The sequence below is a fragment of the Phenylobacterium sp. Root700 genome, assembly GCF_001429025.1.
In the GTDB taxonomy this organism is placed as follows: Bacteria; Pseudomonadota; Alphaproteobacteria; order Caulobacterales; family Caulobacteraceae; genus Phenylobacterium.
On record NZ_LMHT01000004.1, the window covers coordinates 36,061 to 50,787 of the forward strand.

The 14,727-nt window shown below is 68.0% G+C and carries 18 protein-coding genes; 9 read left to right on the top strand and 9 right to left on the bottom strand.

Annotated features, from left to right (window positions below):
* Positions 1-81: 81 nt before the first annotated feature.
* The 5 genes from ASE02_RS00750 to ASE02_RS00770 all read left to right on the top strand — a co-directional run bounded on the left by ASE02_RS00750 (position 82) and on the right by ASE02_RS00770 (position 4,616).
* Positions 82-705 carry an exopolysaccharide biosynthesis protein gene (locus tag ASE02_RS00750; protein ID WP_056730185.1) on the top strand — a complete coding sequence of 208 codons (624 nt, stop codon included), beginning with the start codon at positions 82-84 and terminating at the stop codon, positions 703-705.
* A gap of 81 nt (positions 706-786) precedes the next feature.
* Positions 787-2,064, top strand: coding sequence for an aminotransferase class III-fold pyridoxal phosphate-dependent enzyme (locus tag ASE02_RS00755; protein ID WP_056730187.1), 1,278 nt, complete (start codon positions 787-789; stop codon positions 2,062-2,064).
* Between the two features lie 7 nt (positions 2,065-2,071).
* Positions 2,072-3,502: an amidase gene (locus tag ASE02_RS00760; RefSeq protein ID WP_056730189.1), complete on the top strand. Its 1,431-nt coding sequence runs from the start codon at positions 2,072-2,074 to the stop codon at positions 3,500-3,502.
* A gap of 101 nt (positions 3,503-3,603) precedes the next feature.
* The gene (locus tag ASE02_RS22185) at positions 3,604-3,936 is read left to right on the top strand and encodes a hypothetical protein (RefSeq protein WP_056730191.1); all 333 of its coding nucleotides are present in this window, start codon (positions 3,604-3,606) and stop codon (positions 3,934-3,936) included.
* The gene (locus ASE02_RS00770; RefSeq protein ID WP_056730193.1) at positions 3,933-4,616 is read left to right on the top strand and encodes a DsbA family protein; all 684 of its coding nucleotides are present in this window, start codon (positions 3,933-3,935) and stop codon (positions 4,614-4,616) included. Before ASE02_RS22185 ends, ASE02_RS00770 begins: the two co-directional genes overlap by 4 nt.
* A 7-nt stretch (positions 4,617-4,623) precedes the next feature.
* Here ASE02_RS00770 and ASE02_RS00775 read toward each other — a convergent pair whose 3' ends face one another.
* The 5 genes from ASE02_RS00775 to rlmJ form a co-directional block, all read right to left on the bottom strand.
* Positions 4,624-5,298, bottom strand: coding sequence for a cytochrome b/b6 domain-containing protein (locus ASE02_RS00775; RefSeq protein WP_056730195.1), 675 nt, complete (start codon positions 5,296-5,298; stop codon positions 4,624-4,626).
* A 1-nt stretch (position 5,299) separates the two neighbouring features.
* Entirely contained in the window at positions 5,300-5,770 is a 471-nt protein-coding gene (locus ASE02_RS00780; RefSeq protein ID WP_056730197.1) for a cytochrome c, read from the bottom strand.
* A 94-nt stretch (positions 5,771-5,864) separates the two neighbouring features.
* Complete coding sequence (locus tag ASE02_RS00785) at positions 5,865-6,425, bottom strand: sugar transferase (protein WP_056730453.1); 561 nt, start codon at positions 6,423-6,425, stop codon at positions 5,865-5,867.
* 70 nt (positions 6,426-6,495) lie between these two features.
* Positions 6,496-6,909, bottom strand: coding sequence for a hypothetical protein (locus ASE02_RS00790; RefSeq protein WP_056730199.1), 414 nt, complete (start codon positions 6,907-6,909; stop codon positions 6,496-6,498).
* A gap of 78 nt (positions 6,910-6,987) precedes the next feature.
* A complete protein-coding gene (rlmJ, locus tag ASE02_RS00795) occupies positions 6,988-7,812 on the bottom strand; it encodes a 23S rRNA (adenine(2030)-N(6))-methyltransferase RlmJ (protein ID WP_056730201.1) in 825 nt (274 codons plus the stop codon).
* 228 nt (positions 7,813-8,040) lie between these two features.
* On the opposite strand from rlmJ, the gene ASE02_RS00800 reads away from it, so the two are divergent.
* The 3 genes from ASE02_RS00800 to ASE02_RS00810 all read left to right on the top strand — a co-directional run bounded on the left by ASE02_RS00800 (position 8,041) and on the right by ASE02_RS00810 (position 10,460).
* Complete coding sequence (locus ASE02_RS00800) at positions 8,041-9,261, top strand: LLM class flavin-dependent oxidoreductase (protein ID WP_056730204.1); 1,221 nt, start codon at positions 8,041-8,043, stop codon at positions 9,259-9,261.
* A gap of 72 nt (positions 9,262-9,333) precedes the next feature.
* Positions 9,334-10,149: an arylamine N-acetyltransferase gene (locus tag ASE02_RS00805; RefSeq protein WP_056730205.1), complete on the top strand. Its 816-nt coding sequence runs from the start codon at positions 9,334-9,336 to the stop codon at positions 10,147-10,149.
* A gap of 101 nt (positions 10,150-10,250) precedes the next feature.
* A complete protein-coding gene (locus ASE02_RS00810) occupies positions 10,251-10,460 on the top strand; it encodes a hypothetical protein (RefSeq protein WP_056730207.1) in 210 nt (69 codons plus the stop codon).
* A 2-nt stretch (positions 10,461-10,462) separates the two neighbouring features.
* On the opposite strand, the gene ASE02_RS00815 is transcribed toward ASE02_RS00810, so the two are convergent.
* Together ASE02_RS00815 and ASE02_RS00820 are read right to left on the bottom strand one after the other, a co-directional pair.
* Positions 10,463-11,443, bottom strand: coding sequence for an aldo/keto reductase (locus ASE02_RS00815; RefSeq protein ID WP_056730209.1), 981 nt, complete (start codon positions 11,441-11,443; stop codon positions 10,463-10,465).
* 70 nt (positions 11,444-11,513) lie between these two features.
* Complete coding sequence (locus ASE02_RS00820; protein ID WP_056730211.1) at positions 11,514-11,783, bottom strand: hypothetical protein; 270 nt, start codon at positions 11,781-11,783, stop codon at positions 11,514-11,516.
* A gap of 336 nt (positions 11,784-12,119) precedes the next feature.
* Between ASE02_RS00820 and ASE02_RS00825 the strand changes: the two genes are divergently transcribed.
* Entirely contained in the window at positions 12,120-12,395 is a 276-nt protein-coding gene (locus ASE02_RS00825; protein WP_056730212.1) for a hypothetical protein, read from the top strand.
* A 61-nt stretch (positions 12,396-12,456) separates the two neighbouring features.
* Here the strand turns inward: ASE02_RS00825 and ASE02_RS00830 are convergent, their stop codons facing one another.
* Complete coding sequence (locus ASE02_RS00830; protein WP_056730215.1) at positions 12,457-12,663, bottom strand: YbdD/YjiX family protein; 207 nt, start codon at positions 12,661-12,663, stop codon at positions 12,457-12,459.
* 5 nt (positions 12,664-12,668) lie between these two features.
* Entirely contained in the window at positions 12,669-14,726 is a 2,058-nt protein-coding gene (locus tag ASE02_RS00835) for a carbon starvation CstA family protein (protein WP_056730217.1), read from the bottom strand.
* Position 14,727 lies beyond the last annotated feature (1 nt).

The window sequence follows — 14,727 nt, forward strand, 5'->3', positions numbered from 1 at the left end:
GATTTTCCCGCCGGTTCTCATGTTTGTTGCCGCGCTTTAACTTCCGCTGGGGCGCCTTACCGTGTTAGCGCCAAGCTTGAAATGTCCGAACACTCCAAAGCCGCCAGCGTCTCCGAACTCCTGGATCTGATCGGGACGCGTTCCGGTCGGAAGGTGTCGGTCGGCGACCTGCTGGACACCTTCGGCGATCGCGCCTTCGGCGCCCTGATGTTCGTGTTCGCCGCCCCGCTGGTGCTGCCGATGCCGCCCGGGGTTTCGGCCTTGCTGGGCGCGCCGCTGATCTTCATCACCGCCCAGTGGACCATGGGCCGCAAGACGCTCTGGCTGCCCAAGGCGCTCTTGTCGCGCACCATGAGCATGACGGACTTCCGGTCCCTGACCGCCAAGCTGAAGCCGCACCTGGAACGGCTGGAGCGCCGCCTGCGCCCGCGCCTGACCTTCATGTACAACCCGCTGGGCGACCGGCTGGTGGGCGCGCTGTGCTTCATCCTCTCGCTGATCGTCTTCCTGCCGATCCCGTTCGGCAACATGCTGCCCTCCTTCGCCATCGCCGCCTTCGCCATCGGCGGCGCGGAGCGTGACGGCCTCGCCGCGATCATCGGCTGGATCGCGGCCATCCTGTCGATCGTCGTGCTGGCGGTGCTGTCCAAGGCGATCGTCGCCGCGGTGCTGGCCTTCTTCGCCACCCTGCTCGGGATGTTCTAGCCGCCGTCCTTGCGACTGGCGGTTGCTGCGCCTCCATCTCAGCGTAAGGTCGCGACCCGGCCTTCGTCGATGGAGAACACCATGGACCGTCAGAACAGTCTGGACCGCGCCCTGCGCGCCCGCGCCGATGCGGTGATCCCTGGCGGCATGTATGGCCATCAGGCGGTCGGCCTACTCCCCGACGACTATCCGCAGTATTTCGCCAAGGCCGAGGGCGCCCACATCTGGGACGTCGACGGCAATCGCTATCTCGACCTGATGTGCGCCTACGGCCCGAACCTGTTCGGCTATGCGAACCCGCAGATCGACGCGGCCTATGTGCGCCAGCTTGGTCTCGGCGACACCCTGACCGGGCCCACCGAACTGATGGTGCGGCTGGCCGAGGAGCTGACCGCCCTGGTCACCCACGCCTCCTGGGCGATGTTCTGCAAGAACGGCACGGACGCCACGACCATGGCGCTGATGACCGCCCGCGCCCACACTCGGCGCAAGACCATTATTCGCGCCAAGGGGGCCTATCATGGCGCAGCCCCCTGGTGCACGCCGCGGCCGAGCGGCGTCATCGACAGCGACCGCGCCCACCACGTGTTCTGCGACTACAATGACGTGGCCAGCCTGGAGGCCGCCGTCGCCAAGGCCGGCGCCGACCTGGCGGCCATCTTCGCCGCGCCCTTCAAGCACGACGCCTTCATCGACCAGGCGCCGCCAAATCCGGCCTATGCCCGCCGCGCCCGCGAACTGTGCGACCAGACCGGCGCCCTGCTGATCGTCGACGACGTCCGCGCCGGACTGCGGATGGCCCGCGACTGCTCCTGGGCCTTGCTGGGGATCGAGCCGGACCTCTCGACCTGGGGCAAGTGCATCGCCAACGGCCACCCGATCTCGGCCCTGCTGGGTTCGGAGAAGGCCCGCGCCGCCGCCGCCTCGATCTATGTGACCGGCTCGTTCTGGTTCCAGGCCGCGCCGATGGCCGCGGCGCTGGAGACCCTGCGCCTGGTCCGCGACACCGACTATCTGGAGCGCATCGAGACCCTTGGCGACCGCTTGGCCACGGGACTGGTCGAGCGGGCCGCGGCGGCGGGCTTTGGCCTGCGCTGCTCGGGTCCAACCCAGATGCCGCTCTATCTGTTCGACGACGATCCCGATCTGCGGAAGGGCTTCTGCTGGACCTCGGCGATGCTGGCGCGCGGCGTCTACATGCACCCCTGGCACAACATGTTCCTCTGCGCGGCGATGAGCGACGCCGACATCGACCAGGCGCTGGACGCCGCCGACGGCGCCTTCACGGCGCTGAAGCGCGAAGCCCCGGGGCTCGCCCCGGTCGAGAAACTCGCATTCCTCTCTGGCGGTCAAAGGTAAGGGCGACATGGCGATCGACGACTATTCCGAACACGACGGCCTCTCGCTCGCGTCCCTGGTCGCCAAGGGCGAGGTGACGCCGCTGGAACTGGTGGACGCCGCCATCGCGCGGATCGAGCGCCACAACCCCGCTCTCAACGCCGTGGTCTACAAGGCCTATGACGAGGCCCGCGCCCAAGCTGGGGGGCCGCTGCCCGACGGCCCGTTCAAGGGTGTGCCGTTCCTGATCAAGGACCTGGGCATGCCCGTGGCCGGCTGGCCGCGCAGCTATGGCAGCAAGTTCGCCCGCGGCGTGGTCGACGCCGAGGACGGCGATCTCACCAGTCGCTACCGCCAGGCGGGCGTCATCCCACTCGGCAAGACCAACACCCCGGAATACGGCATCACCGGCACGACCGAGGGCGCGCACCTGGGCGCCTGCCGCAACCCCTGGAACCCTGACCACATCTCCGGCGGCTCGTCGGGCGGGGCGGCCTCGGCCGTGGCGGCGGGCATTGTCCCCCTGGCCCACGCCAGCGACGGCCTGGGTTCAATCCGCATCCCCGCTGCGTGCTGCGGCCTGGTCGGGCTGAAGGTCACCCGCGACCGCAATCCGAACGGGCAGCAGGACACCGCCTACGCCATGGGCTTCACCGTCGACCATGTGGTCACCCGCACGGTGCGCGATTCCGCCGCGATGCTCGATGCGACCGGACGCCCCCGAGCCGACGCGCCATTCGCCGCGCCGCCCAAGGACCGGCCCTACACCGAAGAGATCGAGCGCAGCCCCGGCAAGCTGCGCATCGCCTGGTCGTCGGAGACCCCGTCCGGCCGCCCGATCCACCCTGAGATCCAAGCGGCTCTGGAACGCACCGCCGCCCTGCTGAAGGGCCTGGGGCATGAGGTCGTCGAGCAAGGCCTGGGCATCGACTACCGCGCGCTCTACGCCGCCCGCACGCCGGTCTCGGGCGCCAACTTCGCCGCCGACATGGCCCGGCTGATCGAGCAGGTCGGCCGCGAGCCCGAGCCGGACGAACTGGAACCCCTGACCTGGGCCTCTCTCAAGGGCGGCCGCAAGGTCACCGGCGAGCAGGCCTTCCGGGGCTGGCAGGACCTGCGGGTGCTCAATCGCAAGACCCTGGCCTTCTTCGAGGACTGGGACGTCTATCTCTGCCCGGTGCTGGGCACGCCGGTCCCAGAGGTCGGGCTGATCGATCCGGTGGCGCTGGAGCCGCGCGAGGTGAACCGTCGCCAGGGCGAGGCCTTCCCCTACACCCCGCCGTTCAATTTCTCGGGCCAGCCGTCGCTCTCTCTGCCGCTGGAGATGTCGGCCAACGGCCTGCCCATCGGCATGATGTTCACCGCCCGCTTCGCCGACGAGGCCACCCTCTTCCGCCTGGCCGCCCAGTTGGAGAAGGAAGCCCCGTGGAAAGCGCGCAAACCGGCGATCTGGGGCTAGCAACCGGCGCCGATCTCAAGCGCTATCGGGAGAACGTCACCTGAGCCGTTGGCCCGGCTGACGCCACGCGCTAGTTTGCGACCAGATTCTAGGAGTGATCTATGAGCGAGCGGACCGAACGGCCCTGGGCCCTGATGCGCCACCACGCGGGCTGGGCTGACGTCTTCCATATCGAGAGCGAAACGGCCGACTCGATCACCGGCTTCTACCCGGATCGCGAAACCGTCGGTCCGCCGGTGAACTACAGCGTCCGCGCCGTGCTCGCCCGCTTCGAGACCATGGAAGCCGCCCGCGCCGCCCGCGAAGGCGCGGTGCTGGAATGGCGCAAGCACGACGCCGGCGTCCGCGACGCCGAGGACATCCTGCGCAAGGCCGAAAAGGCCCGCGAGGACGCCTGGCTCACCTGCCTGCGCGACGCCGCCAACGGCGGGTGAGCGACGAACCTGGGCGCGGCCTGCTCTCGCTGGTCGAACGCCGCCCAAAACTGACCCTGTTGGTCGCGGTCCTCGTTGGATTGGCCGCGACCGCCATTTTCCAGAACCTTCCAGGGCAAGGGCGAAAACTCGCCCTGACGCCTGTCGTGGAGACGGTTCTGAACGACCGCGGCTCGCCGAGCGCCGGGGCCGCCGCCCCCGATGTGACGATCGTCGTCTTCACCGACTATCAGTGCTCGGTCTGCAAGGCGACGGACCCGGCCCTCGAGCGGCTGCTGGCCGCCGACGACAAGGTGCGGGTGATCTTCAAGGACTGGCCGGTGCTGGGCGAGGCCTCGACCCTCGCCGCACGCGCCGCCCTCGCATCGGACCGCCAGGGCAAGTACCTGGCCTTCCACCGCGCGCTGATGGCTGCGCGAACGAAACTGGACGCCGAGCAAATTCAGCGGATCGCCATAGCGGCCGGCGTCGATTGGGACCAGCTCCTGGCCGACCAGGCGACCTACGCCGCCGAGATCGAGACTCAGCTGGCCCGCCACGGGAGCCAGGCGTTCTCGCTGGGCCTGCGCGGCACGCCCTCATATCTGGTCGGGCCCTATCTGATCGAAGGCGGCTTGAACGACGGCCGCCTCGCCCAGGCGGTCAGCCGCGCCCGCAAGGCCGGCCCGCCGGCGCCCTAGCCCGGCGTTAGAACCGCGCGCCCTTGGCGATGACCCAGGCGACCGCGACCGCCAGGGCGATCCCGATCACAAGCCGCACCACCGAAGCGGGCTGCAAGGCCTGGCTCGGGAACGCGCTCTTGCCGGTGATCATCCCACGGATCAGGTTCTGCCGCTTCCACAGCCAGTAATAGGCGATGGCCGCCAGGTGCAGCACGACCAGCCCCTGCACCACCCGGAACGTCGTCTCGTGCAGCTCGGCCGCGACGCGGCTAGCGTCGAAATCAACCAGATGCGACAGCGGGCCCGATTCCAGTCCGTCGATGTCGCTGGCGAACAGCCCCAGGCCAACCTGCACCAACAGGGCGGCCAGCATCGCCACCACGCTCCAGGCGCCCAGCGGATTGTGACCCGGCGTCTCGCCCGGCGTCCGCGACCGCAACGTCCCCAGATAGGCCAAGGTGGCCTGCGGCCCCTTCAGGAACGTCGCGAACCGTGCGGTCGACCCGCCGGCCACGCCCCACCACAGGCGGAACACCAACAGGCCGATCACCCCATAGCCCGACCAGCGATGGACCTGCATGTTCTCGCCGGCCGTGAGCCAGGACACCAACAGCAGGACCACCAGCGCCCAGTGGAAGATGCGCGTGGGTCCGTCCCACAGCGCGACGCCCGTCGCCGGGGTCCCAGAACTCTCCGCCACCCTAGTCCTCGGCGCGATAGGGTTCGTGGCAAGCCTTGCAGGCGCCGCCCGTCGCCTTCACCTGCGCCTGGATGGCGTCGAGGTTACCGGCCGCGGCGATGGTCTGCAGCTTGCCCGCCTCGGTCTGAAGCTTCACGCCGGCGGCGGCGAACTTGGCCGGCTCGGCCCAGATCCCCGGCTTGGCCTTGGTCTTGAAGCCGGCCTCGGCGCCCGAGCCCTTCGGGAACCAGTTCGGAATCTGCTTGGACTGGGCGTTCACGATCACCGAATTGGCGGCGATCAGCTTCACGTCCGGCGAACCCTTCTTGAGCTCCTCGTTGATGGCCTTGAACGCCGCGCCCATCTTCTTGTAGCCAGCCTGGCGGGTGGCGATCGCGGTCTCGACCGCCGAGGCGGCGAGCGCGCCGGTCGCGGTCAATGCGAGCACCAGCGCGATCGCGACCCGGCTCGTCTTGGCATGGCGTTCGGACATCAACGATCTCTCCTGGGAACCCGACAATGGATAGCCGCAACCTTGGGGTGGCTCCAACTGGACGTCAATCGACCATGTCCCGGCCGCGCGCGGACTAATGCCGGACGCCCTGCCCGGAGATCGCCGCCCGCAGGGTGGTGAAGATGACCTTCAGGTCGAAGCCGAACCCTTGCAGGGTCAGGTAGTCGGCGTCCAGGCGGGCCTTGTCCTCGATCGGCAGGTCGTCGCGGCCGTTGACCTGGGCCCAGCCGGTCACGCCGGGCCGCAACGTCTCGACGCCGGCGGCGGTCCGCAACGCGACCAGATCGTCTTGGTTGAACAGCGCCGGACGCGGCCCGACCAGGCTCATATCGCCGATCAGCACGCTCCACAGTTGCGGCAGCTCATCCAGGCTGGCGCGGCGCAAGAACCGCCCGAGCGGCGTGATCCAGGCTTGGGGATCGGCCAGTAGGTGGGTGGCGACGTCGGGCGCATCGGTCCGCATGGTCCGGAACTTCGGCATCAGGAAGATGCGGTTGAACCGCCCCACCCGCCGCGACCAATGGATCGCGGCCCCCGGGCTGTCCAGCCGGACGGCCAGGGCGATCAGCGCCAGCACCGGCGACAGGACGATCAATCCGCCCAGAGCCGCCGTCATGTCGAACGCCCGCTTGATCACGCTGCCCTCATCCTCGCCGCAAGCCGGCGCGGCAAGGCATAGACCGTCAAGGCGCTCCGCGCCAAGCCTAGGCGGTCGGCGGCGTGTCGCTCGCCGCGCGTGGCTTGGTCTTGGGCTTTGGCGCCTCGTCCACCACCGGCTCCGGCGCGCTCTCGATGATCGCCTCGGGTTCCGGCGCCGCGGCCACCACGTCTTCGAGCGCCGCCGCCACGGGCTCGATCACCTGCTCGGGCGATATGGCGGCGACTTCAACGACTTCGGCCGCAGGCGCCGGAAGCTCGACCGGTTCGGCCGGCGAGGCGGCGCCGAACACCGCCTCCAGATTGGTACGCTCGGCCCAGCGCGTCATCCACCAATAGGCCACGCCGGCGGACGCGGCGCCGGCGAACATGAACCAGAGCGGCGAAGCCGCCCCCACAGGAAAATAGAACGCCTTTTGAGGTTCGAGGGACATGCCCCCGTCGAGTTGGGTGAGAGCCATGATAACGCCTCCAAACAGCTACGGTTTGTGCGATGCAACAAAACCGTAGCCCAACATTTCGCATATGCAAAATGAAGGTTAAGCGGCAGTCCAGACCTTCGCCTGCCCCTTGTCGCCCAGGCGGCTGACGGTCCAGTCGCAGATCGCCGTCAGGGGCTCTGCGAATTCCGCGGGCGCATTGGCCAAGACCAGCGCGCAGCCGTTCATTTTCATGGGATCGGTCAGCGGCCGCATCCGCGCCTCGGCCACCAGCAGCGATCCCGAATAGCTATCCTCGGCGTCACGCAGGAAGGCGTCGAAGGTCTCCAGATCCTTCAGCGGCATCCAGATCAGGAACACCGCTTGCGGGTTCCGGGCCACCACACCGTTCAGCGTGGTGACGATCCGGCGATAGTCGTCGGACTTCTCGAACGGCGGATCGATGAGGATCAGCAGCGAGCCTGAGCTCCGCGCCCGGGTCACCGCCGCCTCGAACCCATCAGCGCAGGCGGTCCGCACTCCGGCCTTGCCCTTGAGCGCATCCTTCAGTTCGCCATGTTCCTCGGGCCGCAGTTCGCAGGCCAGGTAGCTGTCGCCCGGCCGCAAGGCGTTCGCGATCAGCAGCGGCGAGCCGGGGTAGAACCGGGTCGCGCCGCCCTCGTTCAACGCCGACACCGCGGTCCGCAGCGGCTGGAAAGCGTCCGGCAGATCATCGGCCTTCATCAGTTGGCCGATCCCGGCCTCCGCCTCGCCCGAGCGCTGCGCCTCGTCGCCGGCCAGATCGTAGAGCCCGCGCCCGGCGTGGGTGTCGATGACGTGCAGCGGCCCTGGCTGCGCCTGCATCTTCGACAGCAGGTCCAGCAAGGCCGCGTGCTTCACCAGATCGGCGAAGTTTCCGGCGTGAAAGGCGTGGCGGTAGTTCAAACTCGAAATCCCCTGTCCGGCGCCAAATCCGCGCCGATCCGACCCTTGGCCGGCAAGAGGGCGTTCCTGCCACGTCTCGCGCCATTTCCAAAGCCGGCCGCCGGGCGCCGAAAACCCTGGAAGCCGTCCTGGAGTCCGCGACGTAAGCCTTCGAAGCTACGGTACGTCACCCTAGCCAGGTCTCCGAAATCGGCGTTAGCTCTCGCAAAAGACCAATGGGAGGGCGGAATGCTCGGGAACAAACTGCGCTTCGGCGCCTTCATCGCGCCGTTCCATCCGCTGGACGAAAACCCCACCCTGGCGATCCAGCGCGACCTGGAGCTCGTCCAGCTGATGGATCAGCTTGGTTACGAAGAGGCCTGGATCGGCGAGCACCATTCGGCCGCCTATGAACTGATCGCCTCGCCCGAGGTGTTCATCGCCGCCGCCGCCGAGCGCACCAAGCACATCCGCCTGGGCACCGGCGTCTCCTCCCTGCCCTACCACCACCCGATGATGCTGGCCGACCGCATCAACCAGCTCGACCACATGACCCGCGGCCGGGTGATGTTCGGCGCGGGTCCCGGCGCGCTGTCCTCCGACGCCTTCATGATGGGCATTCCGGTGGCCAAACAGCGCGACCGGATGGACGAGGCGCTCGACGTGCTGGTGCGGCTGCTGCGCGGCGAGGAGGTCAGCCACGACAGCGACTGGTTCCAGCTGGTCAACGCCCGCCTGCAGATGACGCCCTATTCGCGCCCGTCGGTGGAGATCGCCGTCGCCAGCCAGGTTTCTCCAACCGGCTCGCGTGCGGCGGGCAAGCACGGGATCGGCCTGCTGTCGCTGGGCGCCACCACCAGCGCGGGCTTCAACTCGCTGGCCGCCAACTGGGGCATCGCCGAGGACATCGCCAAGGAAAACGGCAAGACCATGGACCGCAACGCCTGGCGGCTGGTCGGGCAGATGCACATCGCCGAGACCAAGGACAAGGCCATCGAGCAGATCCGCTTCGGCCTGGAAAAGTGGATCTATTACTTCCGCGAGATCGCCAACCTGCCGATGGTGCCCGACGACTTCGCCGGCGATCCGGTCGAGGCCTATCTGTCGCTTGGCCAGGCGGTGGTCGGCACGCCCGACGAGGCGATCGAGCGCATCGAACAGCTGGTCGAGGAAAGCGGCGGCTTCGGCTGTTACCTGATGATGGCTCACAACTGGGCCAATTGGGAGAACACCAAGCGCTCCTACGAGATGATCGCCCGCTACGTGGTCCCGCATTTCCAGCAGCTCAATGTGAACCGCCAGGCCTCGATGGAGTGGGTCCGCCAGAACAAGACCGAGTTCACCGCCCAGACTCGCGCGGCGGTCGGCGCCCGCATCGTCTCGCACATGATGGAAAAGGGAACCGACCAGATCCGGCCCGAGATCGTCGCCCTGATCCAGGGCGCGGCGCCCAAGGACCCCGCCAAATAGGAATCCTGCGCGGTCGCCTAGCCGCCACCGCGTCCCTATGTTTTCGTGCGCCGCCGCGCTTGAGGATCGCTCATGGACGTCCAGGCCTATTTCGACCGGATCGGCTTCACCGGGACCGCGCGGCCCGACCTCGCGACCCTGACCGCCCTGCACCGCCTGCACCTGCGCGCCATTCCCTACGAAAATCTGGATGTCCTGCTCGGCCGCCCGGTCAGCCTGGCGCCGGAAGCCGCCTTCGAAAAGCTGGTCACCGCGCGGCGCGGCGGCTGGTGCTACGAAATGAACGGCCTGCTGGGCGCCATGCTCGAGGAGATCGGCTTCTCCGTGACCCGCATGGCCGGCGCGGTGATGCGAGCCGAGCGGGGCGATGTCACGCTCGGCAACCACCTGGTCCTGCGCGTCGACCTCGACCGCCCCTACATCGCCGATGTCGGCTTTGGAGACGGGATCCTGGAGCCGATCCCCCTGGCGTTCGGACCGCACCACTGCGCCGGCTACGACTTTCGCCTGGAACACCTCGAGGACGATTGGCTGCGCTTTCACAATCACGCGCTCGGCGGCCCGCCCTATTTCGACTTCCAGCTGCGCCCGGCCGACCCCGAGCAGCTCAACGCCACATGCCAATGGCTCGCCACCTCGCCGGACTCGATCTTCGCCCAGACGGCGCTGGGCTTCCGGCACACGCCCGACGGGATCGTCGCCCTGCTCGGCCGCACGATCCGCCGCGTCCGGCCCGGCGAAAAGACGACGGAGTCCATTGATTCAGCAGACCATTTTGTCTCCGTGCTGAAACGCGAATTCGGTCTCGACGTGCCGGAGGTCGCCGCCCTGTGGCCAGCTATCTGCGCCAAGCATGACGAACTGTTCGCGGCCCCCGCAAGCGCCTGACTCCCCGGCGGGTTCCCACCTCCCGTCGTCATAAAAGCGTGCCTGGACTTCAGGACCTCGGCGCCGCACATCGCGGTGGTGGGGGTTCTGGAGAGACCGAGATGACCGATCTGTCCCTGCCCCCGTCCGTCACCGTCAGCCCGACCGTCGTCGGCGTATCCGTGCTCACCGACGACGGCGTAACCGTCCAGGTCAGCCTGCCGCGCCCGCGCGGCCTGCACGACCTTCCCGCTGAAGAGGTCGCCGGGCGCGCCATGCGCCTGGCTCGCGAGGCGCTTCGCAGCGCCGCCGAGAGCCTCGACGCGGCCTGACCCTAGTCCTCGGTGTCGATGGAGGCCTGCATGGCGGGCGCGTAGCGCGACCCCGTGACCGTCTGCGGGTTCACCAAGGCCTCGACCCTGGCCATGGCCTCGGGCGACAGCCGGATCTCCGCGGCCTTGGCGTTCTCGAGCATGTGGTCCGGATTGGTGGTGCCTGGGATCGGAACCTGGGCCCCGTCTTTCTGCAGCAACCAGGCGAGGCAGAGCTGCGCCGGCGTGCAGCCGACCTCCCGCGCCAGATCAGCAAAGCCGCCGAACATCTTCAGATTGGCCTCGAAGGCCTCGCCTTGGAACCGCGGCATCCCCTTGCGGAAATCGCCGTCCTCCAGCTTGGTCACGTCCGTCACCCCGCCGGCCAGGAAGCCCCGGCCGACCGGGCTGAACGCCACGAAGGTCACGCCCAGCTCATGGCAGGCCTCAAGCACCGCGATCTCGGGATTGCGGGTCCAAGGCGAGTATTCGGTCTGCAGGGCGGTGATCGGATGGACGGCATGCGCACGTCGCAGGGTGGCCGCCGAGACTTCCGAAAGCCCGATCGTCTTGATCTTGCCCTCGGCCACCAGCTCCGACAGCGCGCCCACACTGTCCTCGATCGGCACGCGCTTGTCCCAGCGGTGCAGGTAATAGAGGTCGATGACGTCGGTCTGCAGACGCTTCAGGCTGCCCTCGCAGGTCGCCTTCAACACCGCTGGACTACCGTTCAGCTCCCGCTGATCGCCATTGGTCAGGCCGCACTTCGACGCCAGCACGAACTCGTTGCGGCGATGCTTCAGCACCTCACCGACCAGGGTCTCGTTATGGCCGACGCCATAGACCGCGGCGGTGTCGAAGAAGGTGTATCCGGCGTCGAGCGCGCCCAACAGCACGCGCTCGGCCTGTTCGCGCGGCGGCGGCGATCCATAGGCGTGGGACAGGCTCATGCAGCCCAGTCCGATGGCCGAAACCTTGAAAGGGCCTAGCTGCCGCTGGTCCATGCGCCGCACTCCATTCCTACAATGACGCTTGGGAAAAGCGTCACCGAACGGGGTGCGGTCAAGAGCCCTCTTACGGGTTCACGTTCATCTTGATCAGGATCCGGCCCGGATTGGCCAGGGCGAAGGCCTCGGGCACCTCGACCTGGGCGGCCATCTTCACCGCCTCGGCGGCCTGGGTCCCGTCGGCGTCGACCGCCTTGCAGTCCGTCAGGTTCGCGCCGCTGACCTGGCAGTCGACGAGCACGGCCGTGGAGACGGCGGCGGCGACGGGCATCTGCGGGGCGGGCGAGGCGTACGAACTCGAGAGGGCGGCGGTGGCGGCGAGAACGGTCAGGAACATGGGGCCTCAGCTGTTAACAAAGGTTACTCAAGGGTGAAGGCCGCCTGAAGGCAAGTGTTTCATTTCGGGGCCGACGACCTTGTCCACCGCAATCGTCGTGCCCGCCGCCGGGACGCCGCCTCGCCAAGCCCAGGCGCCGCGAATTCGGGCGGCGACGCCCATCTAGGTTGCAATGCAACGTGCGCATGCTGCGTTGCGAAATCTTGGCTTGAATCCCGGTTCCGCCGAGGGCAGGAAGACAGTCGGGCGAAGCGGTCGCGTCTAGATTTGAACCGCCGTCCAGAGGGAAACGCCGGGAGGTGGTTGGTCTCAACCCCCTTTCCGGGAATACATATTATGATCCGCACTGTTGTTCTGACCGCCGTGGCCGCTCTGGCCTTCACCGCCCCGGCTCAAGCCGCCGGCGTCCGCGTCGCCCTCGCTGGCAAGTCGACCGCCCAGGTCGAGGCCGAGGTCACCAAGGCCGCCCGCACCGTCTGCTTCCGCGAGACCCGCAACGAGACGCTGTCGCTCGACGCCTATGCGCGTTGCGTGAAGGCGACCACCAAGGTGGCGCTCGACACCTTCGCGACCGCCCAGGTTCCGTCGAACTCGACCCTGGCCGCGAACTAAGACATCCCAGTACGCTTTGGCAAAGGCCGGCGGCGACGCCGGCCTTTCGCTTGTCTGGACCTCAGCAGCAGCGGAAGCCGCCGCTCCCGCCGCCGTATCGGGCGTCCACCCGGTTCCTGAAGAACGCCTTGCGGGTCATCGGCGCCTGGTCTGGGTGGGTGCGGGTCACATGCTCGACATAGGTGTCGTAGTTCGGGACGCCGACCATCAGCCGCGCGCCGTCGCAGACGCAGCGGGCGAAGTCGGCGAAGGGGTTGGGCTGGGCCATCCCCCCTACTCCGCCGCGATCATGCCGGGCTCGGCCTCACGGGCCGTCCAGCCGTCGGCGCGGTAGGCCTTGAGGCAGGCCCGGATCCCGAACCAGATCATGCTCAGCACCACCGCGATGAACAGCACGCAGAGCGCGGCGTCGATGCGGTCGTTCCAAACGATCTTGGCCATCTGGCCGGCGTCCTTGGCCGGGGCCAGCACCTGCCCCGCCGCCAGGGCATCGCCGTAGCGCTTGGCGTGGGCCAGGAAGCCGATGGCGGGGTCAGGCGAGAACACCTTCTGCGCGCCCGCCGTCAGGGTGCAGATGCACAGCCAGGTCGCCGGCAGGATGGTCACCCAGGCGTAGCGCTCGCGCTTCATCTTGAAGATCACCACGCTCGCCAGGATCAGGGCGATCGCCGCCAGCATCTGGTTGGAGATGCCAAACAGCGGCCACAGCGTGTTCACGCCGCCCAACGGATCGGTCACCCCCTGGTGCAGGAAGTAGCCCCAGGCGGCTACGCACAAGGCCGTGGCGGTGATGTTGGCCGGCCAGGACGCGGTGTTCTTGAAGGCCGGCGCGAAGGTCCCCAACAGGTCCTGCAGCATGAAGCGCCCGGCCCGCGTGCCGGCGTCCACGGCCGTCAGGATGAACAGCGCCTCGAATAGGATGGCGAAGTGGTACCAGAAGGCCATCATCGCCTTGCCGCCCAGCACATGGGAGAAGATGTGCGCCATGCCGACCGCCAGGGTCGGCGCGCCGCCGGCGCGCGAGATGATGGTGGTCTCGCCCACGTCCTTGGCGGTCTGCAGGAGCACCTCGGGCGACACCGGATGGCCCATGGCCGCGACCGCCGCCGAGGCGCTTTCCGCCGTCACGCCCACCACCGCGGCGGGACTGTTCATGGCGAAGTAGATGCCTGGATCGAGGATCGAGGCGGCGATCAGCGCCATGATCGCCACGAAGCTTTCCATCAACATGCCGCCGTAGCCGATGAAACGGGCGTTGACCTCGTTGTCGATCAGCTTGGGCGTGGTGCCCGAGGCGATCAGGGCGTGGAAGCCGGAGACCGCGCCGCAGGCGATGGTGATGAACAGGAACGGGAACAGCGTGCCGGACCACACCGGCCCGCCGCCATGGATGAACGGCGTCAGGGCCGGCATCTGCAGATTGGGCCGCATGATCACGATGCCGATAGCCAGGGCCAGGATCGCGCCGATCTTCAGGAAGGTCGATAGGTAGTCGCGCGGCGCCAGCAGCAGCCAGACCGGCAGCACGGCCGCGACCGCGCCATAGCCGATCAGGATCCAGCACAGCTGAATGCCGGTCAGGGTGAACATCGGCGCCAGGGCCGGCGAGGCCGCGACGTGCTGGCCCAGCACGATGGCCCCGATCAGCAGGGCGAAGCCGACGACCGAGACCTCGGCGATCTGGCCCGGCCGGATGTAGCGCATATAGACGCCCATCAGGATGGCGATGGGCACGGTGGCGGCGACGGTGAAGGTGCCCCACGGACTGCCGGTCAGGGCCTTGACCACGATCAGGGCCAGCACCGCCAGGATGATGACCATGATCATGAAGGCGCCGAACAGGGCGATCACGCCGGGGATCGGGCCAAGCTCCTCGCGGATCAGTTCGCCCAGCGACTTGCCGTCCCGGCGCATGGAGATGACCAGGACCAGGAAGTCCTGCACCGCCCCGGCCAGCACGACGCCGGCCAGGATCCACAGCACCCCGGGCAGGTAGCCCATCTGCGCGGCCAGCACCGGACCGACCAGCGGTCCTGCTCCGGCGATGGCGGCGAAGTGGTGCCCGAACAGGACGTTCTTGTTGGTCGGGACATAGTCCAGACCGTCATTGCGGGTGACCGCCGGCGTCGGCCGCGAACCGTCCAACCGCATGACGTTCTTGGAGATGTAGAGGCTGTAGTAGCGGTAGGCGACCAGATAGACCGACAGCGCCGCCGCCAGGATCCACAGGGCGTTGACGTTCTCGCCCCGCGCGGTGGCCACGACCGACAGCGCCACGGCGCCGATCAGGGCGAGCACCGCCCAAGGACCGTGTTTGCGAACCCACGTCATT

What these genes read in the sequence shown, in the direction of transcription:
- ASE02_RS00750 (WP_056730185.1), top strand. Translation starts at nt 82, where the DNA reads ATGTCCGAACACTCCAAAGCCGCCAGCGTCTCCGAACTCCTGGATCTG.
- ASE02_RS00755 (WP_056730187.1), top strand. Translation starts at nt 787, where the DNA reads ATGGACCGTCAGAACAGTCTGGACCGCGCCCTGCGCGCCCGCGCCGAT.
- ASE02_RS00760 (WP_056730189.1), top strand. Translation starts at nt 2,072, where the DNA reads ATGGCGATCGACGACTATTCCGAACACGACGGCCTCTCGCTCGCGTCC.
- ASE02_RS22185 (WP_056730191.1), top strand. Translation starts at nt 3,604, where the DNA reads ATGAGCGAGCGGACCGAACGGCCCTGGGCCCTGATGCGCCACCACGCG.
- ASE02_RS00780 (WP_056730197.1), bottom strand. Translation starts at nt 5,770, where the DNA reads ATGTCCGAACGCCATGCCAAGACGAGCCGGGTCGCGATCGCGCTGGTG.
- ASE02_RS00790 (WP_056730199.1), bottom strand. Translation starts at nt 6,909, where the DNA reads ATGGCTCTCACCCAACTCGACGGGGGCATGTCCCTCGAACCTCAAAAG.
- ASE02_RS00800 (WP_056730204.1), top strand. Translation starts at nt 8,041, where the DNA reads ATGCTCGGGAACAAACTGCGCTTCGGCGCCTTCATCGCGCCGTTCCAT.
- ASE02_RS00805 (WP_056730205.1), top strand. Translation starts at nt 9,334, where the DNA reads ATGGACGTCCAGGCCTATTTCGACCGGATCGGCTTCACCGGGACCGCG.
- ASE02_RS00810 (WP_056730207.1), top strand. Translation starts at nt 10,251, where the DNA reads ATGACCGATCTGTCCCTGCCCCCGTCCGTCACCGTCAGCCCGACCGTC.
- ASE02_RS00815 (WP_056730209.1), bottom strand. Translation starts at nt 11,443, where the DNA reads ATGGACCAGCGGCAGCTAGGCCCTTTCAAGGTTTCGGCCATCGGACTG.
- ASE02_RS00820 (WP_056730211.1), bottom strand. Translation starts at nt 11,783, where the DNA reads ATGTTCCTGACCGTTCTCGCCGCCACCGCCGCCCTCTCGAGTTCGTAC.
- ASE02_RS00825 (WP_056730212.1), top strand. Translation starts at nt 12,120, where the DNA reads ATGATCCGCACTGTTGTTCTGACCGCCGTGGCCGCTCTGGCCTTCACC.
- ASE02_RS00830 (WP_056730215.1), bottom strand. Translation starts at nt 12,663, where the DNA reads ATGGCCCAGCCCAACCCCTTCGCCGACTTCGCCCGCTGCGTCTGCGAC.
- ASE02_RS00835 (WP_056730217.1), bottom strand. Translation starts at nt 14,726, where the DNA reads ATGACGTGGGTTCGCAAACACGGTCCTTGGGCGGTGCTCGCCCTGATC.